This is a genomic window from Photobacterium malacitanum (genome assembly GCF_900185615.1).
Taxonomy (GTDB): domain Bacteria; phylum Pseudomonadota; class Gammaproteobacteria; order Enterobacterales; family Vibrionaceae; genus Photobacterium; species Photobacterium malacitanum.
Map to the genome: position 1 here is coordinate 1 of NZ_FYAK01000018.1, position 25,376 is coordinate 25,376.

Genomic DNA, 25,376 nt, shown 5'->3' on the forward strand with positions numbered 1-25,376 from the left:
ATGCTTGTTACTGTTACACCGATTTAGTGCGCGCGTAGCTCAGCTGGATAGAGTACCTGGCTACGAACCAGGCGGTCGGAGGTTCGAATCCTCCCGCGCGCACCATTATTTAAAGTGATGAGCCTCATGCTTGTTGCTGTTACACCGATTTAGTGCGCGCGTAGCTCAGCTGGATAGAGTACCTGGCTACGAACCAGGCGGTCGGAGGTTCGAATCCTCCCGCGCGCACCATTATTTAAAGTGATAAGCCTCATGCTTGTTGCTGTTACACCGATTTAGTGCGCGCGTAGCTCAGCTGGATAGAGTACCTGGCTACGAACCAGGCGGTCGGAGGTTCGAATCCTCCCGCGCGCACCATTATTTAAAAGCTCAGCTTAGGCTGGGCTTTTTTTATACCCTCATTTTAGTCTCGATACTATTTCTGCGTTGTTTGATCATCATCCTGCTGTTTATCGCATCACTAAGCTGTAGTTAACTGCCTTGCGCCACTATTATCGGTGCTAATTAATGATTAAATAACAGACTATTAATAGGCATCGTATTATTATCAAAACCAAATAATTTGTACTGTTGTAGCTAAGGTTTCGAGCTGCATTATGTATTTAAAGCATCAACTTATGAGATAACAGCTTGATGACAGAATTAATCAATGGTGATCTTGGATTATGGGTACTGTTTGCGACTGGTTTTTTAAGCGCGACATTATTACCCGGTGGTTCAGAAGCTAATTTAATTGCCGCTTTAAAAATGGGGGATAACCCGGTTTGGCAAATTGTCGCGGTGGTGACAATCGGTAATACCCTTGGTGGGCTGACTAATTACTGGCTTGGTTTATTGTTGCCAAATAAAACGGCAGATAATAAGCACAGCAATAAAGCATTATTATGGCTAAAGAAATACGGTTACTGGAGCTTATTATTAAGCTGGATGCCAATTATTGGTGATCCATTATGCTTAGCGGCTGGGTGGTTACGCATGCGTTTTTGGTGGTGTGCGGTCACTATTTTTATTGGGAAAATGATACGCTATATTGCTCTAGCTGTGATTGTGCTAGGGCTATTTCCTGGATTATCAGTGTAAGGAATGTATTAACGTGCAAAAGTGGGTCTTAAGTGCTGCATTGCTATCATTAGCGGGTTGTAGTCAATGGAGTGAACATAGCTCTGTAAATGATAACTTACCGCAAGGGGTTAAGTTTATCGAGCAGGTAAAAGCGGTGCCTGGTAAAGCGGTAATACCTTACAGTAAATATCAATTAGCTAATGGATTAACGGTTATTTTGTCGCCGGATGATTCTGATCCGTTAGTGAATGTTGATGTCACTTATCATGTTGGTTCAGCACGCGAGCAGCAGGGAAAATCTGGCTTTGCCCATTTCTTTGAACATATGATGTTTCAAGGCTCAAAGCATGTAGGTGATCAGCAGCATTTCAAATTGATCACAGAAGCGGGCGGTAATTTAAATGGCAGTACTAACCGCGATCGCACCAATTATTATGAAACGGTCCCAGCTAATCAACTTCAAAAAGTATTGTGGTTAGAAGCTGATCGAATGGGGTTCTTATTGGATGCTGTATCACAGCGTAAATTTGAAATTCAGCGTTCAACGGTTAAAAATGAGCGTGCGCAAAATTTTGAAAATCGTCCTTATGGTATGATTTATGAGAAGATGGCTGAAGCGCTGTACCCACGTAGCCACCCATATTCATGGCAAACTATTGGTTATGTTGAAGATCTTGATCGCGTTGATGTTAACGATCTTAAAGCCTTTTTCCTGCGTTGGTATGGGCCTAATAATGCGACGTTAACCATTGGCGGTGATATCAATAAAGCCGAGACACTGGCATGGATCAATAAATACTTCGGAACGATTCCACGTGGTCCTGAAGTGAAAAATGCCCCTAAGCAGCCAGCTAAAATCAGCCATAATCGCTTTATTACTCTACAAGATAATATTCAGCAACCAATGCTAATGATGGCTTGGCCAACGGCTTATCTGGGGGCAAAAGATCAATCATCATTGGATATGCTTGGGCATATTCTTGGCAGCGGTACTAATAGCTTATTGTATCAAAAGTTGGTCAAAACTGGCGCAGCTGTCGATGCTGGGGCGTTTCAAGATTGTGCTGAATTAGCTTGTACTATGTATGTCTATGCGATGGCACCTAGTGGCAATCAGGGCAATTTAAAGCAGCTGCGCACTAAAGTGATGGCGGTGGTTAATGGTATTAAAACCCAAGGTATTAATCAGCAGCAATTAGATGAGATCAAAGGGTCAGCTGCAGCAAGTGCGATTTATGGTTTGCAAAGCGTAGCAGGTAAAGTTTCACAGCTTGCGGCTTATCAGACCTTTTTTGGTGATCCTAATTATTTACCTACTGAGCTAGCTAACGTTAATCGTGTCACGACCAATAGTGTGATGGCCGCTTACAATAAATATTTATATCAACAGCCAAGTGTGAGTTTAAGTGTGGTACCCAAAGGGGAGTTAAAGTTAGAAGCTGCACAGCCAAACTTTACGCCCGCGCCGCGTCATTTACCAGCTCACCACAAAATTGCTGAAAAAGATTTAGCTTATCGTAATATTACTGATAACTTTGATCGTAGTGTAATGCCAAAAGCGTCAACACCTGTGAAAGCGTTAATGCCAAGCTTATATGAATTTACGTTAGCTAATGGTATTAAAGTGATTGGTACAGAATACAAAGAAACACCAACCATTACTTTGCAGTTAAGTGTACCAGCTGGGCGTCGAGTTGAGCCTGAAGGCAAAGCGGGATTAGCACAACTTACTGCTGCGATGATGAATGAAGGTACTGCTAAATTAACTGCAGAGCAGATGGCATCTAAGTTAGATACTTTGGGGAGTCATATTACCGTCAATGCAGGACTGTATAACTCGACCATCTCATTAACGACGCTGACCAAAAATTTACCACAAACATTAGCATTATTTGAGCAGCGATTATTACAGCCTAAATTTACAGAGTCTGATTTCAAGCGTTTGAAAAAACAAATGTTAGAAGGCATTGTTTATGAACATCAAAGTGCAGAATGGTTAGCCAATCAAGCGACCCGTGATGTGTTGTTTAAAGGCACTGTATTTAGTCGTCCAGCAGAAGGTACTCAGGCGTCTATTAGCGCGATTACATTGCAAGATGTTAAGCGATTTTATCAGCGTTATTACACTCCAAATGGTGCAGATATTGTGGTGGTAGGTGATATTAAACAAGTTAACTTACACACGGATCTCGCGCCATTAGCTGCTTGGCAGGGAGCGCCTAAACCAGCATTAATTACACCGACATTGCCGACGTTATCACAACAAGCTATCTGGTTAGTCAATAAGCCTCATGCGCCGCAAACAGTGGTGCGCTTAGTACGTCAAGGGATGGCCTATGACGCAACAGGAGAATTATTTAAAACGCAACTTGCGAACTTTAATTTAGCGGGTAATTTTAATAGTCGTTTAAATTTAAACTTACGTGAAGATAAAGGCTATACCTATGGTGCGGGCGGTTATTTAACCGGAGGCCGTGAAATTGGCATGGCAAGTTTCTATGCGCAGGTACGCGCTAATGCTACTTTAGCTGCGATAAAAGAATTTATGGCTGAATTAAAGCGCATTAGCAAGAGTGGATTAACGGCTAAAGAAGTGAAATTTATGCGGTTAGCCGTCGGTCAGCAAGATGCGTTAAGCTATGAAACGCCATCTAAAAAAGCGGCGTTACTCGGTACTATTTTAAGCTATAACTTAGCGCCTAATTTTGTGGCTCAACGCAATCATATTGTGGCGACAATAACCAAAGCAGAAATGGATAATTTGGCGCAGAAGTGGTTTAACCCACAAGATTATCAAATCATTATTGTCGGTGATGCAAAGACATTATTACCGCAATTAAAAACCTTGGGGTTACCTGTTCATCAATTAGTACTGAATCAGTAAAGAATCAGTAAATACTTATCACAGTAACAGCTTTTATTAAGTAATGGCTGTTACTGTGTAGTAACTATGTTTCACAATTATTAATACTATAAAGCATGGTAATCGTGGTTAATAATGATTACCCTGTTTTCTTCAATTGGATAAAAATGAGTATGGCCTTCATGACTTTTTCCGAAAGGTTGCAACAGGTTGCTAATAACCCAGAAGCCTTAACACTGTTAGGGCGCGGTCTTGAGCGTGAGTCTTTGCGCATAACAGAAGATTTAAAAGTATCTTCATTACCACATCCAAGTGCTTTAGGTTCAGCGCTAACCAACAAGTGGATCACTACTGACTTTGCTGAATCATTGTTAGAGTTTATTACCCCAGTTTCACGTGATGTTGATGATCTACTTGCACAATTAGACGATATCCATAAGTTTTCTTTAAGCCATATGGCTGGCGAGCGCTTATGGCCGATGTCTATGCCATGTTTTGTTGGTGATCAGAACGATATTGAGTTAGCACAATATGGTAGCTCTAATACTGGTCGTATGAAAACCTTGTATCGTGAAGGACTAAAGCGTCGTTACGGTAGCGTGATGCAGATTATTTCTGGCGTACACTTTAACTTTTCATTTCCAGATGCATTTTGGAATGGCTTGTTTGGTGAGCAAACGGAGTTACAGCGCCAAGATTCAGTATCTGACGCCTATTTCGCATTAATTCGAAACTATTACCGTTTCGGATGGCTAATTCCATATTTGTTTGGTTCATCTCCAGCATTATGTGGGTCATTTATTCAAAACGAAGCCTTGAAAGATTCTTTTGAAAAAGTAGGTAAAGGAACTTACTTTTTAGAGAATGCAACAGCACTGCGATTGAGTGATTTAGGTTATACCAATAATGCGCAAAGCTCGCTAAAAATTGGGTTCAATAATATTGAGCAATACCTTACTGGGCTAAATAGCGCAATTCATACTCCATCAGCAGAGTTTGCGAAATTAGGTGTGATTGTTGATGGTAAACGTCAACAGCTTAATAGTAATGTGTTACAGATTGAAAACGAACTTTATGCACCAATAAGACCTAAACGTGTTGCTAAAAGTGGTGAAAAACCATCAGAAGCATTAAAACGTGCAGGAGTAGAATATATTGAGGTGCGCTCATTAGACGTTAATCCATTTAGCCCTATTGGTATCGATGAAGACCAAGTACGTTTTCTTGATTTGTTCTTAACTTGGGCGGTATTAACGCCATCACCTGAGATGACTGATTGTGAATTAGCGTGTTGGCGTGATAATTGGAATAAAGTGGTTGTTGATGGCCGTAATCCACAGTTGGAGCTAAAAATTGGCTGTGATGGTGAAGAGTTACTGCTAAAAACATGGGGTCAACGTGTGTTTGCAGAGCTTGAGCAGGTTGCCATCACCATGGATAAGCTTCATGGCGACAGTAAATATCAGCAAACCTGCCAGCGTTTACTAAGCTGGATCAACGATCCACAGTTGACGTTTTCAGCTAAATTGCTTGAACAAATTAAAGCCTACCAAGGAATTGGCGCTGTGGGTGATCATTATGCGACTGAGCATGCAAAACAATTGGCTCAGCAAGATTTCCGTTTTTATGATCAAGCAACGTTTGAGCAAGAAGTAGCAGCCTCAGTGATCAAGCAACGTCAAATAGAACAAAGTGATACATTATCATTTGATGATTTTCTCGCTGACTATTTTGCTGATGTTGATGTGGAGATTCCAACCCTCAGCTAATAAGTTATGGTATGAAGCTGGCGCTGTTAAGTGTCAGCTTTTTTTTTGATCTATATTCATTGTTATAAGACAGGAACAATAATGCGATTACGTGTACGGTTGTTGATGCTGACTGTTGTAACTGTGATTGTCAGTGGTTGTGCAACACCGCCACCAAGCAATCAATCAAATTTATGCAGCATATTTAGGCAATACCCAGATTGGTATGAAGATGCAGTTGCTATGCAGCAAAAATGGGGCACGCCGATAAATGTTGCGATGGCGATTATGAAGCAAGAGAGTAGTTTTCGTCACGATGCGCTACCACCGAAAGATTATATGTTGGGCTTTATTCCATGGGGACGAGTAAGTAGTGCTTATGGTTATGCACAGGCGCAAGATCCAGCATGGTCTGACTTTCAAAAGCATACCGGCCATGGTGGCTCACGCAGTGACTTTGGCGATGCGATGCAGTTTATTGGTTGGTATACCCATGAAACCCAGCGTCAATTAGGTATTTCTAAATGGAATGCCTATGCTCAATATCTAGCCTATCACGATGGACGTGGTGGTTATAAGCGCGGTACCTATCGTCGTAAACCGTGGCTGATGAAAGTAGCACGTAAGGTTGAGCAGCAATCGAAAAATTACGGCTGGCAGTTAAAGCAATGCCGAAAAGAGCTCGATGCCAATAACAGTTGGTGGTAGGTTAGTTTTAAGTAGCACTATAGAACGGAAGTGCTAGGTGTTATTTTTATTTAGACAAGGAGAAGTAAGCAATGCCATTACTTGATAGCTTTACTGTCGATCACACCAAAATGCATGCACCAGCAGTCAGGATCGCAAAGACCATGCAAACCCCTAGTGGTGACACAATTACCGTGTTTGATTTGCGCTTTTGTCGCCCTAATGCTGAAATTCTCAGCGAGCGTGGTATTCATACTTTAGAACATTTGTATGCTGGGTTTATGCGCCAGCATTTAAACTCTGACACGGTCGAAATTATTGATATTTCACCAATGGGCTGCCGTACTGGTTTCTATATGAGTTTAATTGGTTCACCGACAGAACAACAGGTTGCCAGCGCTTGGTTAGCGGCAATGACAGATGTATTAGCGGTTGAAACTCAAGCGCAGATCCCCGAACTTAATGAATATCAATGTGGCACTTATAATATGCACTCACTTGATGAAGCCAAAGCGATTGCCTCAGCGATTATTGCTGCAGGTATTGAGGTTAATAAAAATGATGCTCTGGCGCTGCCTGATACGATATTACAGCAATTACAGGTTAAATAAGCCGTTGCTTTAAGTGTAAAAAAAGCCACTCAGTGTAAAAATCACTGAGTGGCTTTTTTTATTGAGGCAGATCTTTGGTTAATGGGTGCTTGACGATTGAGGCGCTTGCTCGGTGTCAGTTTCAGCATCAACTTGAGTGGCACTGTGAGTGGGTAACACTTTGACCAACTTGATCATATTATCTGCAACATCAATGATTTCCATGTTGTGGCCATCAATATCGACTTTAACTTTTTCTTCTGGAATATATTCTAAGTGCTCAAGAATAAAACCGTTTAATGTGCGTGGGCCATCAGTGGGAAGCTGCCAATTCAAGCTCTTATTTAAATCACGAATATTGGCACTACCTTCAATCAATAAGCTACCGTCTTTTTGTTGAGTAATTTCTTCTGCCAGTGTTGGCGCAATAGAAGTGGTAAATTCACCCACGATCTCTTCTAGAATATCTTCAACAGTGATCAAACCTTGAATATCGCCGTACTCATCCACAATTAAGCCAATACGCTCTTTATTGCGTTGAAATTTTAATAGTTGAATATTTAATGGCGTGCCTTCTGGAATGAAATAAACTTCATCAGCAGCTCGAAGTAAATTTTCTTTACTAAAGTCATTTTTATCCATCATTAAACGGTAAGCTTCGCGTACACGTAGCATACCAACCACTTCATCAATGCTGTCGCGATATAGCACAATTCGTCCATGCGCTGAGTGACTTAACTGACGCACAATTGATTTCCAATCATCATTAACATTGATAGCCGCAATTTCATTACGTGGAATCATAAGATCTTCAACGGTGACATTTTCTAAATCAAGAATTGAGAGCAGCATATCTTGGTGACGACGAGGGATCAGTGAGCCTGCTTCATTAACAATAGTACGTAATTCTTCTGAGTTAATATTTGAGGCGCTGTCAGTGTCTTTTTTTACTCCAAGAATAAACAAGAAGCCATTTGTTATACCATTAACAAACCACACTAATGGATAGAGTAATTTCATTAAAATATTCAGTAATACGCTGCTAGCGTAAGAAATTTTTTCTGGATGCAGAGCGGCAACGGTTTTTGGTGTTACTTCTGCAAACACTAAAATAACAATCGTTAATACTGCGGTTGCAATAGCCACACCCGCATCACCATAGAGACGCATACCAATGATGGTCGCAATTGCAGATGCTACAATATTAACTAAGTTATTACCGATCAGAATTAAGCCTAATAAACGATCGGTGCGTGAAAGCAGTTTCTCAACCCGTTGCGCCCCTTTATGGCCTTGGCTGGCAAGGTGGCGTAACTTATAGCGATTGAGGGTCATCATTCCGGTTTCAGAGCTTGAGAAGTAAGCTGAAATGATGACCATAAGAGCGAGTAAAGCAAATAATAAGCCTGTGGAAATTTGGTCCAAAGGGGCAGTCCTTAACAGATTAAGCAAGTATTGTTAGTTATTGAATAACTAACAATAATGTATAAAACAGTAGTAATTATAAAAACAAGTGTAGCAATAAAATTCGTCGTTGCAGCTTAACTAGCTACCAATGATAATTTCTTTGACAAAACGGCTACCGAAATAGGCTAATGTCAGTAAAAATGCACCGGCTAAGCTAAACCAAACCACTTTACGCCCACGCCATCCTTGACGGTAATGACCCCATAGCAATACGCTGTAAATTATCCAAGCAAGCAAGGATAAGACCGCTTTATGGGTTTTGCCTTGAGCTATAATGTCACCAATAAAAAAGTAGCCGCTAATTAAAGTGACAGTTAATAAACCATAACCAACAATAATGATCTTGAAAAGTTGGCGCTCTACCATCATTAATGGTGGAATGTTAGGATTAATCTGTAAGCTTTTTTTGCGCTTTAATTTATGATCAAGCCAAGCCAGTTGTAACGCGTACAGCGTCGCTATCATTAAGGTTGAATATGAGAACAACGCCAGAGAAATATGGATTAATGCTTGCGGTTGTGCCTCTAAATGGGTAATAAAAGCACCCGGTAGCATAGTGGCGGCGAATAAGTTAATCGCAGCGAAACTATAAACAACGGGTAATAGAAACCAAATCCGCATTTTTAATATTGCAAACGTAGTTAAACAGGCAACAATAACGCTAATCAGTGATGCAACGTTAAGGATGCTAAGGTTTTGGCCTGATGCGCCAAAGATAAGATCCTTAAGTAATAGCAAGTGTAAGGCAATAGCAATAATGGCACAGATAAACACCGGTTGGGTTTTAATGCCGTTATTGCTGGTAAGCCCTGGGACAACAAGCAGTAATGCAATGATATAAAAGCATACTGCAGGAATGGCAATTAGCATGTCCATAGTCAACCAGATAGCTCCTTTAGTAACGAATAGCTATTTTTAATATTTAGAAGCAGCAATTATACCCTGCTCAAACCTTCGTCGCCAATGTAATCCCAAAAAGAGCTGTGGGTTTACATGAAAGACCAAGCTTTTTTGCGGTATACTTGTAGCAATTTTAATAATTTTGCAATTTTTGATTGAGTTGCGTAACGAGCGAGTAGCACCACATGTTCGAAAATTTAACCGAGCGTTTATCGCGAACGCTAAAAAATGTCAGCGGCCGTGGTCGTCTTACGGATGACAATATAAAGGATACTTTGCGTGAAGTTCGGATGGCATTACTCGAAGCCGACGTTGCGTTACCTGTAGTTCGTGAATTTGTTAAGCGCGTCAAAGAGCGAGCTGTTGGTACTGAAGTATCAAAAAGCCTTACCCCTGGCCAAGAGTTTATTAAAATCGTTCAAGCTGAGCTTGAAGCTGTTATGGGTGAAGGTAATGAAGCGCTTGATTTAAGTTGCCAACCACCGGCAGTGATCTTAATGGCCGGCCTTCAAGGTGCGGGTAAAACGACCAGTGTTGGTAAGCTAGGTAAGCTATTAAAAGAGCGTGATAAAAAGAAAGTATTGGTTGTTTCTGCCGACGTTTACCGTCCTGCAGCAATCAAGCAGCTAGAAACGCTAGCTGCTGATGTCGGTGTGGATTTCTTTCCATCAACGGTTGAACAAAAACCATTAACTATTGTAAAAGCAGCCTTAGAACACGGTAAAACTAAGTTCTATGATGTTGTGATTGTCGATACTGCAGGTCGTTTGCATGTCGATGAAGAAATGATGGATGAAATTAAAGACGTCCATCAAGCATTAAATCCAGTCGAAACGCTGTTCGTGGTTGATGCCATGACAGGTCAAGATGCGGCAAATACAGCCAAAGCATTTAATGATGCCTTACCACTGACCGGTGTTATCTTAACTAAGGTTGATGGTGATGCGCGTGGTGGTGCAGCGTTATCTGTACGCCACATTACTGGTAAACCAATTAAATTTTTAGGTATTGGTGAAAAAACCGATGCCCTAGAACCATTCCACCCAGATCGTGTTGCTTCGCGTATTTTAGGTATGGGCGACGTTTTATCGTTGATCGAAGATCTAGAACGTAACGTTGATAAAAAAGAAGCAGAGAAACTGGCCAAGAAATTTAAAGATAAAAAAGGTTTTGATCTTGAAGATTTCCGCAGCCAGCTGCAGCAAATGAAAAACATGGGTGGCATGATGGGTATGCTTGATAAGCTGCCAGGGATGTCGCAATTACCCGGTGATATGAAAGATAAAGTTGATGATAAAATCTTCGTTCAAATGGAAGCTATCATTAACTCAATGACCAAGGGTGAACGTGCTCGACCAGAGCTTATAAAGGGCTCACGTAAGAAGCGTATTGCTGCCGGTTCGGGGACTCAAGTACAAGATGTTAATCGTCTATTGAAGCAATTTACCCAGATGCAAAAGATGATGAAAAAGATGCAAAAGGGCGGAATGAAGAATATGATGCGCCAAATGAAAGGCATGATGCCTGGCGGCGGTATGTTCCCAGGGCGCTAATGGTCTGATTTTTAATGGTTTTAAAGCTTTTATTCTACTTAAACGGTGAAAAAGTAACTAAAGCAGTTGCATTCGCCGCTCCAAAGGGTAAAATTCCGAGGCTTTATTTTGGCACGGACCTCGTTATTATAGCGAGGTCATTTATTTTACAGTAATGCAAAGAGGACGATATGGTAACCATTCGTTTGGCACGTCACGGCGCTAAGAAGCGTCCATTCTATCAAATCGTTGTTGCTGACTCACGTGCTCCACGTGACGGCGCAAACATCGAGCAAATCGGTTTCTTCAACCCACTAGCTAAGGGTCAAGAAGAGCGTTTACGTTTAGATCTAGATCGCGTAAACCACTGGTTAGGTCAAGGCGCATCTACGACTGACCGTGTAGCTAAACTAATCAAAGACGCAGCTAAAACTGCAGCTTAATTAGTGCTAATTAGGTACAGAGAAAAACGATGAGTATAAAAGACCAAGACCACATTATTGTCGGTAAACTGGGTGCCACCTACGGTATCAAGGGTTGGCTCAAAGTTTTTTCCTACACCGAACAATCTGAAAGTATCTTTTCCTACACTCCTTGGATGATTAAAATCAAAGGTGAGTGGAAAGAAATCCGTGTTGAATCATGGAAACGCCACGGCCAAGGTCTTGTTGCTAAGTTAGAAGGCATGGATATCCGCGAGGATGCTCAAGTTTTCACAAATGCTGAAGTAGCAGTTTTGGCTGATCAACTACCCGCTCTGTCAGATGAAGAATTTTACTGGCGTGAGTTGTTTGGTATGTCAGTTGTCACCACCGAAGGTTACGACCTAGGTAAAGTCACTGATATCCTGGAAACAGGTTCAAACGATGTGTTAGTTGTGAAGGCGAATCTTAAAGATGCTTTCGGGCAGAAGGAACGTTTAATTCCGTTCCTCGATGAGCAGGTCATCAAGTTGATTGATCGCACTGCTCAGCGGATCGAAGTTGACTGGGATCCTGACTTTTAACCTCTAGGTAAATTAAGCGAGTGGACATATGTGGGTTGGAGTAATCAGTCTTTTTCCTGACATGTTCTCTTCCATTACCAATTTTGGGGTAACAGGCCAGGCGGTAAAAAAAGGCCTTTTGACTGTTGATACGTGGAATCCTCGTGATTTTACGCATGATAAACATCGTACGGTGGATGATCGACCGTATGGTGGTGGACCGGGCATGTTAATGATGGTGCAGCCTTTGCGCGATGCCATTCATACTGCTAAAAAGTCTGCAAAAGGTTCGGCTAAAGTAATCTACCTTTCACCTCAAGGCCGTAAGCTGGATCAAGCTGGTGTTGAGGAGTTGGCTCAAAATGAGAATCTAATTCTTATTTGTGGTCGCTATGAAGGGGTTGATGAGCGCATTATCCAACAAGAGGTAGACGAAGAATGGTCTATCGGTGATTTTGTGTTAACGGGTGGCGAATTGCCAGCTATGACGTTAATTGATGCAGTGGTTCGGTTTGTACCGGGGGTACTGGGTGATTTTGCGTCAGCAGAAGAAGATTCTTTTGCAAATGGTTGGTTAGATTGTCCTCATTACACCAGACCTGAATTGTTGGACGGACAAGAAGTACCTGCGGTATTAATGTCTGGCAATCATAAAGAGATTAGTCGCTGGCGATTAAAGCAATCGCTGGGCCGTACATGGCTGAGAAGACCAGAGCTCCTGGAAAACCTAGCTCTGACTGACGATCAGGAATTCTTGCTCGCGGAATTTATTCGCGAATATAAAGCAAGCATTTAATTAAATTAGTATCAGTTTATTCTAGGGTATATACCAAATGAGTAACATCATTAAAGCTCTTGAGCAAGAGCAGCTAAAAACAGACCTACCAACTTTCGCACCAGGTGACACTGTTGTTGTTCAAGTTAAGGTAAAAGAAGGTGATCGTGAGCGTCTACAGGCTTTTGAAGGCGTTGTAATCGCAATCCGTAACCGTGGTCTACATTCAGCATTTACTGTTCGTAAAATCTCGAACGGTGAAGGCGTTGAGCGTGCGTTCCAAACTCACTCTCCAGTAGTTGACAGCATTACTGTTAAACGTCGTGGTGCAGTACGTCGTGCCAAGTTGTACTACCTACGTGAGCGTTCTGGTAAATCAGCACGTATCCGCGAGAAGCTTACTAAGAAATAATAAGCGTCTGACGTTTATCAAAAAGCCCACCTTCATGGTGGGCTTTTTTTTGGCTGTAAATCAGAGATTAGCGATAAATTAAGCTAATAAAAAACCAGTGACGAGCACTGGTTTTGTTGAGGCACTTATTCTGTATATTCGCTCTGAATATCAGCTTTTTGATGATAAGGGGGTGCTGGTTGGCTCAATTTCATCAGCATCAATATCAATCACGCCTTTACCTTGTGATTTTTTGATGATCATCACCGTGATAACGCTGGTTGCAATCATGGCGATAACCGTTGAGACCGTCATCGATAAGCCAAATCCGAGTTGATCATTATTAAGAATAAAACAGATACAAACCGTGGTCATAAACATTGCCGGAAGGGTGGCTACCCAATGTAATTTATCAAGACGCAATAAATAAGCTGATGCTGTCCATAACATCATTACGGCTGTAGTTTGGTTAGCAAAGCCAAAGTAACGCCAAATAATGGCAAAATCGACTTGAGTTAAAATTGCGCCTAATACAAACAGTGGCATTGCCATTAATAAGCGATTACGTAATGGCTTTTGATCCATATTGAAATATTCAGCCAAAATTAAACGGCTTGAACGGAAAGCGGTATCGCCTGAAGTAATCGGTAGAATGACCACCCCAAGGAACGCAATAATGCCACCAAAGACGCCTAATAGTCCAAATGACGAACTATAAACTACATTACCAGGACCACCATTGGCTACCGCTGCAGATAAGGCTTCAATAGAGCCAAAGAATGATAATGCTAGCGCACACCAGATAAGAGCGATGATACCTTCACCAATCATGGCACCATAAAAGATAAAACGGCCATTTTTCTCATTCTCAATACAACGTGCCATTAACGGTGATTGAGTGGCGTGAAAGCCTGAAATCGCGCCACAAGCAATAGTAATAAACAGTGCAGGCCATAACGGTAAGTCATTAGGATTCATGTTAGTGAACATGTGACTGATTTCAAAACCACCTAATAATTGGTGTTCATCTGAAATACCAATCGCGGTAATAAGGCCGACAGACATAAAAATCAGTAGCGCGCCAAAGAAAGGATAAAAACGCCCAATAATTTTATCTACAGGCACGATCGTCGCTAAAATATAGTAACCAAAAATAATCACGACCATGGTCGTCATTGAGACATTGAGGCTGGTTTGATCATTGATGAGATTAGTGATCATTCCTGCCGGTGCTGATACGAATACCACTCCAACAAGTAGTAACAGTACGATAGCAAAGATATTCATAAAGTGTTTTGCACCGTTACCCAAGTAGCGGCCAGTGAGTGTCGGTACTGAAGCGCCACCGTTACGAACAGAGAGCATGCCCGAGAAGTAATCATGGACAGCACCTGCAAAAATACAGCCTAATACAATCCATAACATTGCTGCAGGGCCGTATAGCGCGCCCATAATCGGACCAAAGATCGGTCCAACGCCAGCAATATTTAATAGTTGTACCAAGTAGACTTTATTGTTAGACATGGGAACATAATCAACACCATCTTGTTTAGTATAGGCAGGGGTTTGGCGGTTGGTATTAACACCAAATACCTTTTCAATAAAGCTACCATAAATAAAATAGCCGCCAATTAGGGCTGCAACACAGAGTAAAAACCACGCCATATATATCCTCGCTATCTAAAGTAGTGACTTAATAAAAATCGCATAACTGCAGTTGGCGGCTAGTGTAGTGGTTTCATTTTTTTGCTTCTTAAGATAATGTAATGAATGTGATATGCATTAACATTCATTAAAGATACTTTACTAGAACTGTTAACATAGGCACATTTTTTATGTGGTATAGGTGCTGAGGTATGTTGCTCTTCCTGTGGGCTACGATAAGCCAGTTATTATTAGCCTTAGTGTTGTGATTGTCGTTACTGTAAATAAATATTTACTTATGGAATTTTATGTTTACAAGTTGTTGCAATGATGGTGCTGCAATTGTTATGTTGGTGGAAGAATATCTATTACTTACAGGGATGACTCATGGAAAAAGATGGCTTAAATAATATTCATATTGCGGAAGAATCAGTACTTATTACTCCCGCTCAATTGAAAAAAAAGATGGCAGCCTCTAACGAAGCACTGGCCTTTATTGAACAATCTCGTCAAACCATTGCCAATATTATTCATCAACGTGATCATCGCTTATTAGTTGTATGTGGACCGTGCTCAATTCATGATGTTGAACAGGCAAAAGTCTATGCCGAAAAATTAAAACGACTTGCAGCTGAGCTTGATGATCAACTTTATATTGTGATGCGGGTGTATTTTGAAAAGCCACGTACCACAGTGGGTTGGAAAGGATTAATCAATGATCCTTATCTTGATGGCTCATTTGAAGTTGAAGAAGGGTTACATATTGGACGCCAGTTATTAATTGACTTGGTTGAAGCGGGGATTCCGGTTGCAACGGAAGCACTGGATCCGATTAGTCCGCAATATTTAGGTGATTTATTCAGTTGGGCTGCGATTGGGGCACGAACCACGGAGTCACAAACGCACCGTGAAATGGCAAGTGGCTTATCAGTTCCTGTCGGTTTTAAAAATGGTACTGATGGCAGTTTAGCGACCGCGATTAATGCAATGCAAGCGGCGGCCTCTGGACATAAATTCATGGGGATTAACCCTGATGGTCAAGTGGCTTTATTAGCGACTCAAGGTAACCCTGATGGCCATGTTATTTTACGGGGTGGTAAACAGACGAATTATGATTCTGTTTCTGTCGCTGAGTGTGAAAACGAAATGACAGCAGCAGGTCTTATGCCTTCGTTAATGATAGACTGCAGTCATGCTAACTCTTTGAAAGATTATCGTCGGCAGCCATTAGTGGCAACCGATGCTATTCATCAAATTCGTGAAGGTAATCGTTCTATTATTGGTTTAATGATTGAAAGTCACCTTAATGAGGGCAACCAAAGTGCCGATTTGCCATTAAAAGATATGGCTTATGGGGTGTCGATTACGGATGCATGTATTAGTTGGGATACCACGGAACAGCTATTACGCCAAGCACATCAAGAGTTAGTGCCTTTTTTACAAAATAGAATTAAATAGCTCTTTGCACTATAGTTGCAACGGGATAAATACGGATGTCAAAAGTCATGGTTGCTGAGTTAAGCCTATTAAGAGATCAAATAGACGAAGTTGATCGTCAAATGGTGGAGTTATTAGCTCGCCGTTTAGCATTAGTTGAACAAGTTGGGGTGGTTAAAAGCCAGCATGGATTACCTATTTATGCCCCTGATCGTGAAGCGGCAATGTTGGCATCTCGTCGTCAAGAAGCGGAATCAAAAGGGGTTCCAGCCGATCTTATTGAGGATGTGTTACGGCGAACCATGCGTGAGTCATATTCAAGTGAGAATGACTCAGGCTTTAAATGCCTTAACCCGCAATTGCGTCCGATTGTGATTGTTGGTGGTCATGGCCAATTAGGACAATTATTTCAACGGATGTTTGAGTTATCTGGTTATCAGGTGCGTATTTTAGGCCGTGATGATTGGCATCGTGCTGATGAAATCTTACATGATGCTGGAATGGTGGTTGTTTCTGTCCCAATTCATATGACGGAAGCCATTATTGCTAAGTTAGGTCAACTACCTGAGGACTGTATCCTTACCGATCTGACGTCAGTCAAAAGTGGCCCTTTGCAAGCAATGTTAGAAGTGCATTCTGGGCCTGTTGTTGGTTTACATCCAATGTTTGGCCCTGATATTCCAAGTTTAGCTAAGCAAGTGGTTGTTTACTGTGATGGGCGTAACCCTGAAAGCTACCAATGGTTGCTAGAGCAGATTCAGATTTGGGGCGCATCATTAAATCGTATTAGTGCGATTGAACATGATCAGGGAATGACATTAATTCAAGCGTTGCGCCATTTTACGTCATTTGTTTATGGGGTTCATCTGGCTGAAGAAGATCCTAAAATAGACCAACTGATGTCGCTCAGTTCGCCTATTTACCGATTAGAATTAGCGATGGTCGGACGCTTGTTTGCTCAAGACGCGCAGTTATATGCAGATATTATTATGTCGGCACCTCAAAACTTAGCGATGATTAAACGTTTCCATCAACGTTTTGGGGAAGCAATTGAGATGTTAGATCATCAAGATAAAACAGCGTTTAAGCAGGCGTTTAGTCAGGTTGAGCATTGGTTTGGTGATTATGCTCAACATTTTTTAGTCGAGAGCCAGGGACTACTTAGACAGGCGAACGATTCGACTCGACGCAAATAAACATCATACTGTTTAGTACAATAGATGTTAATAAGCCCGCGAATAGGCAATGTTCGCGGGCTTTTTTTTATCCAGTAAAACGATGTTGAATAAGTCTTAGCCGATGAAATCAACCTCAGTTGGGGTGACATTTTCACTTGGGTAACAGCCTAATACTTTAATAAAGCGGGTTAAACGAGTGAGATCATCTAATACTTGCTGCATCAGTGGATCTTTTAAATTAATTTCTACATCAACATAAAACATCTCTTCCCATGGGTTACCGATAACTGGGCGAGATTCAAGTTTGGTCATATTAATTTTAGCGTTGCGTAGTACCAGTAAACATTCAACTAATGAACCTGCCGTTTGTGCGGTTGACATAATCAGGGTCGTTTTAGCTGGAATAAGTGAAGTCACGCTTACGGGTTTGCGAGCAACCACAATAAAACGGGTAAAATTTTGTTGTTGATTGGCGATATTGGTTTTTATCGGAGTTAAGCCATAGATCTCGCCACTTGATGCATTACCAATGGCGGCAACATTGGGTTGTTTAAGCTCTGCGACGGTGAGCATAGCATCAGCTGTACTTGAACAATATTGCTGATTAATTTTCCCCATGCCATGTAAGAACTCACTGCATTGTTGGTGAGGTTGTGGGTGGGAGTAAAGAGTATCAATCTGTTCGACTTGGGTATCAACTGCAGTTAATAAGCAGTGTTCTATCGGTTGAGTAATCTCACCTACAATCGATAAACTGGTGTGTTGCAGTAAGTCATAGACTTCATTGATAGAGCCTGAGCTGGTGTTTTCTATCGGTAATACGCCGTAATCAGCATGGCCAGTCTCGACTTCATTGATAATATCTCGAAAAGAGCTACAACTTATTTCAACTAATTGGGTTTGCTTACGACTGAAATAATTACGACTAGCAAGGTGAGAGTATGATCCCTTAGCACCAAGAAACGAGACTCGTGCGGTGGGCAAGGCATTTTCGGGATTTACCAAGCGTTGCAAATAGGCTTGTTGATATAGAACCGAGTCTTCAATGATGGTATGAAAAAGTTGAGTAACGTATTGTGGATCGAGTTGATGCTCTTTACCGGTATCAATAAGGCGTAATAACAATGCTTGTTCTCGAACCTGATCGCGCACCGGTTTAGCGGTACTTATTTTACTTTTAGCAACTTCAAGGCTTAATGTGCGACGTTCAGCTAAAAGAGCCAGGAGTGTATTGTCAATACGAGTGACATTGCGGCGAATATCATCCAATGAATCATGTGTGTTAACGGTCATAGCGATCCCTATTATGATCGGCTCTCTTGAGCATGAAAGCGGCATATTATTATGTTGGCATTGAAATCCACATTAGGCAGGGGAGATTTTATTGTCAAGTACAAAGCAAACAGCCCTGCATTTAGCAGGGCTGTTCTAAATCCTCTTAATCGTTAACGATTATGCTTCATCAAACTCTACTTCATCATCATATTCAGTGGTATCTTCAGCTTGTACTGGTTTCTCACTATGACTAGCACGGCGTGAATTTGGTTTGTGAGCTTGTTTCTTCAGTTGGCGATCAAGCTTTTGGTAAAGTTCAGTGATCGCACCAAACAAGTCTTCATGTTCTGCTGAGGCGACAAGTTGACCGCCGGCAATGCTAACAGAAGCTTCGATTTTAAATAGCTTGCTTGGTTCTTTACTAATCATAATATGTTTTTTGATTAGTGGTACTTGAAGTTTTTCTAACTTATTGAATTTAAATTCAAAACGCTCACGGATAGCCGGGGTGATATCGATGTTCTTACCAGTGATTTCTAATGTCATATTTATCTTCCTCGTTTGCTACCCTTCGTTGGGTTAAGTTCAGATTACTAAAAATACCAACTTATAATGTGATTTGAATCACACAATTATCGTTAATCATTTTTGAGCAAAAAAAATGTGACCGGAGTGGGTTTGTTGCAAAAAAGTTTCTAAAAAATGCTTGAGGTTTACTGATAAGTTAGGGCAGTATGGATAATATTGATTGCTGGTGGCTAGTGCTAACTAGGGAATTAATTCGTTTTATTTCAAATTGTTGAGTGTTTTTTGTTCACAAGTGTTTTTTTGTCACTAAGCAATGACTCGCTAAAATTAACGCTGATTGTTAACAGAATTTAAAAAAATGGCAGCTCATTGAGCTGCCATTTTTTATTACTGTTTTTTTAGGGGTTATTTTACTGGATTAAGTTTAATCATAGCTTCAGTACGTGAAACTTCTTTATCCAATTTCAATTTTTGATAAGCCGTTTTTTCAAGTAGTAACGATTTACGCGCAGCACTGGTGTCTGGGTATAGGCGTTGTACTTGTTGGCAACGATTGATCGCTGCAATCCATGCTTCACGGCGAATGTAAAAATCAGCAACAGCAAGATCATATTCAGCTAATTGATTTTTCAAAAATACCATACGTGCTTTTGCATCTGCGTCATACTGACTATCAGGGAAGCGTTCTAGTAAGTATTTAAAATCGCTAAATGCTTGGCGTGAAGGGGTAGGATCACGATCAAAACGATCAACATTGAACATGTCATGCATAAAGCTACGATCTTGTGCCATATGCGTTAAGCCACGCATATAGATAACCCAATCCGCTTGTGGATGAGTTGGATTTAAGCGTAAAAAGCGTGCAATCGTTGCTTGTGCTAACGCTAAATCATCATTTTTGTAGTAGGCATAGATCAAATCGAGTTGTACTTGATCTGAGTAAGCGCCAAATGGATAACGAGAGTCCATTGCTTCTAAGCGCTCGATGGCATTATTCCAATTACCGCTCTGCAATGCTTGCTGGGCAGTAGAATATAGGTCTGATGGTGGAACATCAGGAATGACTTTCTCAGTACTGGAACAGCCTGAAAGCAAGGCTACAGCAAGTAAAGTCGGTATTGTCAGGCGTTTCATTACGGCGTCAGTTTCCTTGATAAAAATTTTATTTTGCTCGATCCATTACGGACTGAGCCGTTAACAGATACAATGACATTATATTAGTTTACATCAAGCATCGTTTTATTAAGCTTGGTACATTTTACGCAGCGTATGGCAATTAGTCTCACGCTTTTTAAAAAAGTTCGTTATGGCACAGCAAATAGAATTAACAAATACAGTTAGCGAAAGCCAACTAGGCAAGCGCCTTGATCAGGTTATTGCTGAATTATATCCCGATTACTCCCGCTCTCGCATCAAAGAGTGGATCCTTAAAGACATGGTTTCAGTTAACGGTAAAATTGACAATAAACCTCGTTCAAAAATGATGGGCGGTGAAGAACTGTTCATTCAAGCTGAAATTGAAGATGAAGTTCGCTGGATAGCACAAGATCTGCCATTGGATATTGTTTATGACGATGATGATATTTTAGTTATTAACAAACCCCGTGATTTTGTTGTACACCCAGGTGCGGGTACGCCAGATGGTACTGTGCTAAATGCATTATTACACCATTACCCTGCATTGGCGGAAGTGCCACGTGCAGGTATCGTACACCGTCTGGATAAAGATACGACTGGCTTAATGGTAGTCGCTAAAACTATTCAAGCACAAACACGTTTAGTGCGAGCACTACAAAAACGTAAAATCACCCGTGAATATGAAGCGCTTGCAATCGGTCAAATGACGGGTGGCGGTACGATTGAAAAACCTATTGGTCGTCACGCAACTAAGCGTATTTGTATGGCGGTGCATGAATTAGGTAAAGATGCGATCACCCATTATCGTGTCGCGGAACGTTTCCGTGAACATACACGAATTGTATTGCGTCTAGAAACCGGTCGTACTCACCAAATCCGTGTGCATATGTCATACATGAGCCATCCATTGATTGGTGATGTGATTTACGGTGGTCGTCCGCGTCCGCCACGTAATGCCTCTCCTGAATTTATTCACGCATTACGTTCATTTGATCGTCAAGCATTGCACGCACGTATGTTACGTCTATCACATCCAATTACCGGTGAGTTAATGGAATGGCATGCACCGTTACCTAACGATATGGTAGCGATGATTGATATTTTACGTAAAGACAACGTTGAAAATAACGAAGATATGTATTAATGCAGACCATTATTCCTAACTGGCCAGCTCCAGACAATGTATTAACGGTCAGTACAACGCGCTTTGGCGGTGTTAGTTCAGCACCCTATGATGCACTTAATTTGGGGTTGCACGTTGGGGATGATGTCAGTTCAGTGCTAACAAATCGCCAGTTGTTGAAACACCACTGTTGGTTAACGACAGAGCCTGCATGGTTAAATCAAATTCACAGTCCAATTGTGATTGATTTAACGGCGCCGTTAACTGAGGTAGTTGATGCTGATGGCAGTTTTACCCGTGTGCCTGGCTTAGCCTGTGCCATCATGACGGCTGACTGTTTGCCAGTTCTCTTGTGTAATAAGCAAGGTACTGAAGTGGCAGCTGTTCATGCTGGGTGGCGGGGACTTGCTGCAGGAGTTATTGATAACGCGATTGCTAAGTTTACCTGTCCTGCCGCTGATATAATGGCATGGATGGGACCGGCAATTGGCCCAACAGCTTTTGAAGTTGGTACTGAAGTGCGTGAGCAGTTTATTGATGTAAATGCTAAAGCAGCAGATGCATTTGTTGCTCATGGTGATAAGTGGTTAGCTAATCTATACCTTTTAGCGCGGCAGCGATTACAACAGCATGGTATCGACGCGATTTACGGTGGTGAATACTGTACCTTTAATAATGATCAGTTATTTTATTCTTATCGTCGTCAAGCCGTCACTGGACGCCAAGCTTCATTGATTTGGTTGCGTTAATTTTACAGTGAATATGATAAATAATGAGCGGGTATATTGGTGAACAATATACCCGCTTTTTTTGCAGCATTATTTTGCGATTTAAGAGCCTTGAAAAACACCCATTAACTACCATATAACTAGTAACAGGTTATTAAATTTATTATTGGGGGACCTATGCGTCTTGACCGATTTACTAGCAAATTCCAAGCTGCAATTTCTGATGCACAGTCATTGGCACTAGGACGTGATCATCAATATATTGAGCCTGCTCATTTAATGGTGGCGTTATTAAACCAAGAAGGCAGTACAGTACGCCCTTTACTAACCCTTTTGAATGTAGATTCTACTCAGTTGCGTTCACGCTTGGGTGAGATATTAGAGCGTATTCCAAAAGTGACAGGTATTGGTGGTGAGGTTCAGCTATCAAATAGCATGGGCTCGTTACTGAATATGTGCGATAAGTTGGCACAAAAACGTAATGACAAATTCATATCCTCAGAATTATTTATTCTAGCCGCTGTTGATAACGATAAAGGTCCGCTAGGTGATTTGTTACGTGAACTTGGCTTAAAAGCTGATCAGATCGGTAAAGCGATAGATCAAATTCGTGGTGGCCAGAAAGTTGATGACCAAAACGCAGAAGAAAATCGTCAAGCATTAAGCAAGTACACCATTGATTTAACCGAGCGTGCAGAGCAAGGTCGATTAGATCCTGTGATTGGTCGTGATGATGAGATTCGCCGTACCATTCAAGTATTGCAGCGCCGTACTAAAAACAACCCAGTGATCATTGGTGAACCCGGTGTCGGTAAAACAGCGATTGTTGAAGGTTTAGCACAGCGTATTGTTAATGGCGAAGTGCCAGAAGGTTTACGTGATAAACGCGTACTGTCATTAGATATGGGATCATTGATCGCTGGTGCTAAATTCCGCGGTGAATTTGAAGAACGTCTAAAAGCGGTGTTAAACGAACTATCTCAAGAAGATGGTCGTGTCATTTTATTTATTGATGAAATCCATACCATGGTCGGCGCTGGTAAAGGCGAAGGCTCAATGGATGCTGGCAACATGTTAAAGCCTGCACTTGCTCGTGGTGAACTGCACTGCGTTGGTGCGACAACCTTAAATGAATATCGCGAATATTTAGAAAAAGATGCCGCATTAGAACGTCGTTTCCAAAAAGTGCTGGTGGATGAGCCAAGTGTTGAAGATACCATTGCTATTTTACGTGGTTTAAAAGAGCGTTATGAGCTTCACCATCATGTAGAGATCACTGATCCTGCGATTGTTGCTGCTGCGACATTATCACATCGTTATATTTCAGATCGTCAACTGCCCGATAAAGCGATTGATTTGATCGATGAGGCCGCTTCAAGTATTCGCATGCAGATTGACTCTAAACCAGAGTCAATGGATCGTTTAGAGCGTCGTATTATTCAATTAAAGATTGAACAGCAAGCATTAGAAAAAGAAAGTGATGATGCTAGTCAAAAACGTCTAAGCAACTTGCTTGAAGAGCTAGATATTAAAGAGCGTGAATATTCTGAACTTGAAGAGGTTTGGAATGCAGAAAAGGCTTCATTGTCAGGCACGCAGCATATTAAAGCCGAGCTTGAGCAAGCGCGTACAGATGTTGAAATCGCGCGTCGTGCGGGTGATTTAAATCGGATGTCAGAATTGCAGTACGGTCGTATTCCGGAACTTGAAAAGCAACTTGATTTAGCCGCTCAAGCTGAAATGCAAGATATGACGTTGCTTAAAAATAAAGTAACAGATGTCGAAATTGCCGATGTGCTTTCTAAAGCGACAGGTATTCCGGTTGCGAAAATGCTTGAAGGTGAGCGTGATAAATTATTGCGCATGGAAGACGAATTACATAACCGTGTTATTGGTCAAGAAGAAGCTGTTGAAGCGGTAGCTAATGCTATTCGTCGTAGTCGTGCCGGTTTATCTGATCCACAACGTCCAATTGGTTCATTCCTATTCTTAGGCCCAACTGGTGTGGGTAAAACTGAATTGTGTAAGTCACTAGCGAATTTTATGTTTGATAGTGAAGATGCAATGGTACGTATCGATATGTCTGAGTTTATGGAAAAACACTCAGTGGCACGTTTGGTCGGTGCGCCTCCAGGTTATGTAGGTTATGAAGAGGGTGGCTATCTAACCGAGGCGGTTCGTCGTCGTCCATATTCAGTTATTTTACTTGATGAAGTAGAAAAAGCGCATCCTGATGTATTTAATATCCTATTGCAGGTATTGGATGATGGACGTCTAACTGATGGCCAAGGTCGTACGGTTGATTTCCGTAATACCGTGATCATTATGACCTCGAACCTAGGCTCTGATCGTATTCAAGAGCACTTCGGTAATTTGGACTACGAAGGTATTAAAGCATTAGTAATGGAAGTTGTCGGTCAACATTTCCGACCTGAGTTTATTAACCGTGTTGATGAAACAGTCGTGTTCCACCCATTGGGTAAAGAGAACATTAAGCACATTGCTTCAATTCAGATTGCACGCTTAGAAAAACGTTTAGCAGAAAAAGATTTCCAGCTCGATGTTCAGGAGAGTGCGTTAGAATTAATTTCAGAAGCAGGTTTTGATCCTGTGTTTGGTGCGCGTCCATTAAAACGTGCAATACAGCAGTACATTGAGAATCCGTTAGCGCAAGATTTGTTATCTGGTAAGTTTATGCCTGGTAAACCAATCGTATTATCAGTTGTTGACGATAAGATTGTTACTCAGCAAGATTAATTATCACTAGCATTTGAAATAACCTATGCATCGTTAATAAACGCCTTAGCAGTAATAAGCTAAGGCGTTTTTTTATGGGTTAAATTCGGCTTAACTCACCATTATTAATAATGAAAGCTGTTTTATTTGTCACAAAATGAAGTTATGGGTTAATGATTGAGCGAACGATAAAAAATGATAAAAATAAGGTTGTCAGCCAATAAAATCTCCCTATAATGCGACCTCACTGACACGGACAACGGCGCAAGCAGTTACCGAAAGTCAGGATGTTCTTTAACAATTTGACCATGCAATCTGTGTGGGCACTCGTTGAATAGTTAAGTCGAAAGATTTATCAATGATACTAGTGACCAATACAAATAACTCCTCTCTTTATAGAGAAGGATTATTTGGCACAGTCAATTCAAATATCATTACTAGCTTCTAGTAATCGATATTTTAACAGTATTCATTGAGCCGTTTCGAAAGAAACAACAAAACTTTAATTGAAGAGTTTGATCATGGCTCAGATTGAACGCTGGCGGCAGGCCTAACACATGCAAGTCGAGCGGTAACAGATTGATAGCTTG

21 protein-coding genes, 3 tRNA genes and 1 rRNA gene are annotated in these 25,376 nt (G+C 41.3%); 19 read left to right on the forward strand and 6 right to left on the reverse strand.

Annotated elements, in window-relative coordinates; genetic code table 11:
• The first annotated feature begins 28 nt into the window (after window positions 1-28).
• The 8 genes from PMAL9190_RS19070 to luxS all read left to right on the forward strand — a co-directional run bounded on the left by PMAL9190_RS19070 (window position 29) and on the right by luxS (window position 6,971).
• Window positions 29-105, forward strand: a tRNA-Arg gene (locus PMAL9190_RS19070).
• Between the two features lie 49 nt (window positions 106-154).
• Window positions 155-231, forward strand: a tRNA-Arg gene (locus PMAL9190_RS19075).
• 49 nt (window positions 232-280) lie between these two features.
• Window positions 281-357 (forward strand) — tRNA-Arg (locus tag PMAL9190_RS19080).
• A 276-nt stretch (window positions 358-633) separates the two neighbouring features.
• Window positions 634-1,080, forward strand: a complete 447-nt coding sequence (locus tag PMAL9190_RS19085; protein ID WP_087846849.1) for a YqaA family protein — start codon at window positions 634-636, stop codon at window positions 1,078-1,080.
• Window positions 1,081-1,093: 13 nt separating this feature from the next.
• Complete coding sequence (locus tag PMAL9190_RS19090) at window positions 1,094-3,946, forward strand: M16 family metallopeptidase (RefSeq protein ID WP_087846851.1); 2,853 nt, start codon at window positions 1,094-1,096, stop codon at window positions 3,944-3,946.
• Between the two features lie 161 nt (window positions 3,947-4,107).
• Complete coding sequence (gene gshA / locus PMAL9190_RS19095; RefSeq protein WP_087846853.1) at window positions 4,108-5,694, forward strand: glutamate--cysteine ligase; 1,587 nt, start codon at window positions 4,108-4,110, stop codon at window positions 5,692-5,694.
• Between the two features lie 81 nt (window positions 5,695-5,775).
• On the forward strand, window positions 5,776-6,381 hold the full coding sequence (locus PMAL9190_RS19100) for a transglycosylase SLT domain-containing protein (protein WP_087846855.1): 606 nt from the start codon (window positions 5,776-5,778) through the stop codon (window positions 6,379-6,381).
• A gap of 71 nt (window positions 6,382-6,452) precedes the next feature.
• On the forward strand, window positions 6,453-6,971 hold the full coding sequence (gene luxS / locus PMAL9190_RS19105) for an S-ribosylhomocysteine lyase (RefSeq protein ID WP_087846857.1): 519 nt from the start codon (window positions 6,453-6,455) through the stop codon (window positions 6,969-6,971).
• A gap of 78 nt (window positions 6,972-7,049) precedes the next feature.
• On the opposite strand, the gene PMAL9190_RS19110 is transcribed toward luxS, so the two are convergent.
• Entirely contained in the window at window positions 7,050-8,375 is a 1,326-nt protein-coding gene (locus PMAL9190_RS19110) for an HlyC/CorC family transporter (protein ID WP_087846859.1), read from the reverse strand.
• Between the two features lie 120 nt (window positions 8,376-8,495).
• A complete protein-coding gene (locus PMAL9190_RS19115; RefSeq protein ID WP_087846862.1) occupies window positions 8,496-9,293 on the reverse strand; it encodes a cytochrome C assembly family protein in 798 nt (265 codons plus the stop codon).
• A gap of 209 nt (window positions 9,294-9,502) precedes the next feature.
• Here PMAL9190_RS19115 and ffh point away from each other — a divergent pair, with 209 nt between their 5' ends.
• From ffh to rplS, 5 genes are all read left to right on the forward strand, one after another.
• On the forward strand, window positions 9,503-10,870 hold the full coding sequence (gene ffh / locus PMAL9190_RS19120) for a signal recognition particle protein (protein WP_087846864.1): 1,368 nt from the start codon (window positions 9,503-9,505) through the stop codon (window positions 10,868-10,870).
• 170 nt (window positions 10,871-11,040) lie between these two features.
• The gene (gene rpsP, locus PMAL9190_RS19125) at window positions 11,041-11,292 is read left to right on the forward strand and encodes a 30S ribosomal protein S16 (protein ID WP_061000710.1); all 252 of its coding nucleotides are present in this window, start codon (window positions 11,041-11,043) and stop codon (window positions 11,290-11,292) included.
• Between the two features lie 29 nt (window positions 11,293-11,321).
• Window positions 11,322-11,855: a ribosome maturation factor RimM gene (gene rimM / locus PMAL9190_RS19130; RefSeq protein WP_087846866.1), complete on the forward strand. Its 534-nt coding sequence runs from the start codon at window positions 11,322-11,324 to the stop codon at window positions 11,853-11,855.
• Window positions 11,856-11,883: 28 nt separating this feature from the next.
• Window positions 11,884-12,630: a tRNA (guanosine(37)-N1)-methyltransferase TrmD gene (trmD, locus tag PMAL9190_RS19135; protein WP_061000715.1), complete on the forward strand. Its 747-nt coding sequence runs from the start codon at window positions 11,884-11,886 to the stop codon at window positions 12,628-12,630.
• Window positions 12,631-12,667: 37 nt separating this feature from the next.
• A complete protein-coding gene (rplS, locus tag PMAL9190_RS19140; RefSeq protein WP_036793356.1) occupies window positions 12,668-13,021 on the forward strand; it encodes a 50S ribosomal protein L19 in 354 nt (117 codons plus the stop codon).
• 150 nt (window positions 13,022-13,171) lie between these two features.
• Here the strand turns inward: rplS and PMAL9190_RS19145 are convergent, their stop codons facing one another.
• The gene (locus PMAL9190_RS19145) at window positions 13,172-14,665 is read right to left on the reverse strand and encodes a carbon starvation CstA family protein (protein ID WP_087846868.1); all 1,494 of its coding nucleotides are present in this window, start codon (window positions 14,663-14,665) and stop codon (window positions 13,172-13,174) included.
• A gap of 366 nt (window positions 14,666-15,031) precedes the next feature.
• Here PMAL9190_RS19145 and PMAL9190_RS19150 point away from each other — a divergent pair, with 366 nt between their 5' ends.
• Both PMAL9190_RS19150 and tyrA read left to right on the forward strand, forming a co-directional pair.
• Window positions 15,032-16,102 (forward strand): 3-deoxy-7-phosphoheptulonate synthase, encoded by a 1,071-nt coding sequence (locus tag PMAL9190_RS19150; protein ID WP_087846870.1) that lies wholly within the window; start codon window positions 15,032-15,034, stop codon window positions 16,100-16,102.
• Between the two features lie 47 nt (window positions 16,103-16,149).
• Window positions 16,150-17,277 carry a bifunctional chorismate mutase/prephenate dehydrogenase gene (gene tyrA, locus PMAL9190_RS19155; protein WP_087846882.1) on the forward strand — a complete coding sequence of 376 codons (1,128 nt, stop codon included), beginning with the start codon at window positions 16,150-16,152 and terminating at the stop codon, window positions 17,275-17,277.
• Window positions 17,278-17,373: 96 nt separating this feature from the next.
• Here tyrA and pheA read toward each other — a convergent pair whose 3' ends face one another.
• The 3 genes from pheA to bamD form a co-directional block, all read right to left on the reverse strand.
• Window positions 17,374-18,552 carry a prephenate dehydratase gene (pheA, locus tag PMAL9190_RS19160; protein ID WP_087846872.1) on the reverse strand — a complete coding sequence of 393 codons (1,179 nt, stop codon included), beginning with the start codon at window positions 18,550-18,552 and terminating at the stop codon, window positions 17,374-17,376.
• A gap of 159 nt (window positions 18,553-18,711) precedes the next feature.
• On the reverse strand, window positions 18,712-19,080 hold the full coding sequence (hpf, locus tag PMAL9190_RS19165) for a ribosome hibernation-promoting factor, HPF/YfiA family (RefSeq protein ID WP_061000723.1): 369 nt from the start codon (window positions 19,078-19,080) through the stop codon (window positions 18,712-18,714).
• Between the two features lie 387 nt (window positions 19,081-19,467).
• Window positions 19,468-20,196: an outer membrane protein assembly factor BamD gene (bamD, locus tag PMAL9190_RS19170; RefSeq protein ID WP_087846874.1), complete on the reverse strand. Its 729-nt coding sequence runs from the start codon at window positions 20,194-20,196 to the stop codon at window positions 19,468-19,470.
• 172 nt (window positions 20,197-20,368) lie between these two features.
• On the opposite strand from bamD, the gene rluD reads away from it, so the two are divergent.
• From rluD to PMAL9190_RS19190, 4 genes are all read left to right on the forward strand, one after another.
• Window positions 20,369-21,343, forward strand: a complete 975-nt coding sequence (rluD, locus tag PMAL9190_RS19175; protein WP_087846876.1) for a 23S rRNA pseudouridine(1911/1915/1917) synthase RluD — start codon at window positions 20,369-20,371, stop codon at window positions 21,341-21,343.
• Window positions 21,343-22,071: a peptidoglycan editing factor PgeF gene (pgeF, locus tag PMAL9190_RS19180; protein ID WP_087846878.1), complete on the forward strand. Its 729-nt coding sequence runs from the start codon at window positions 21,343-21,345 to the stop codon at window positions 22,069-22,071. The genes rluD and pgeF overlap by 1 nt, the downstream gene beginning before the upstream one ends.
• 156 nt (window positions 22,072-22,227) lie before the next feature.
• A complete protein-coding gene (clpB, locus tag PMAL9190_RS19185; protein WP_087846880.1) occupies window positions 22,228-24,807 on the forward strand; it encodes an ATP-dependent chaperone ClpB in 2,580 nt (859 codons plus the stop codon).
• Between the two features lie 482 nt (window positions 24,808-25,289).
• Window positions 25,290-25,376: ribosomal RNA gene (locus tag PMAL9190_RS19190) — 16S ribosomal RNA — on the forward strand; the annotation flags it as partial.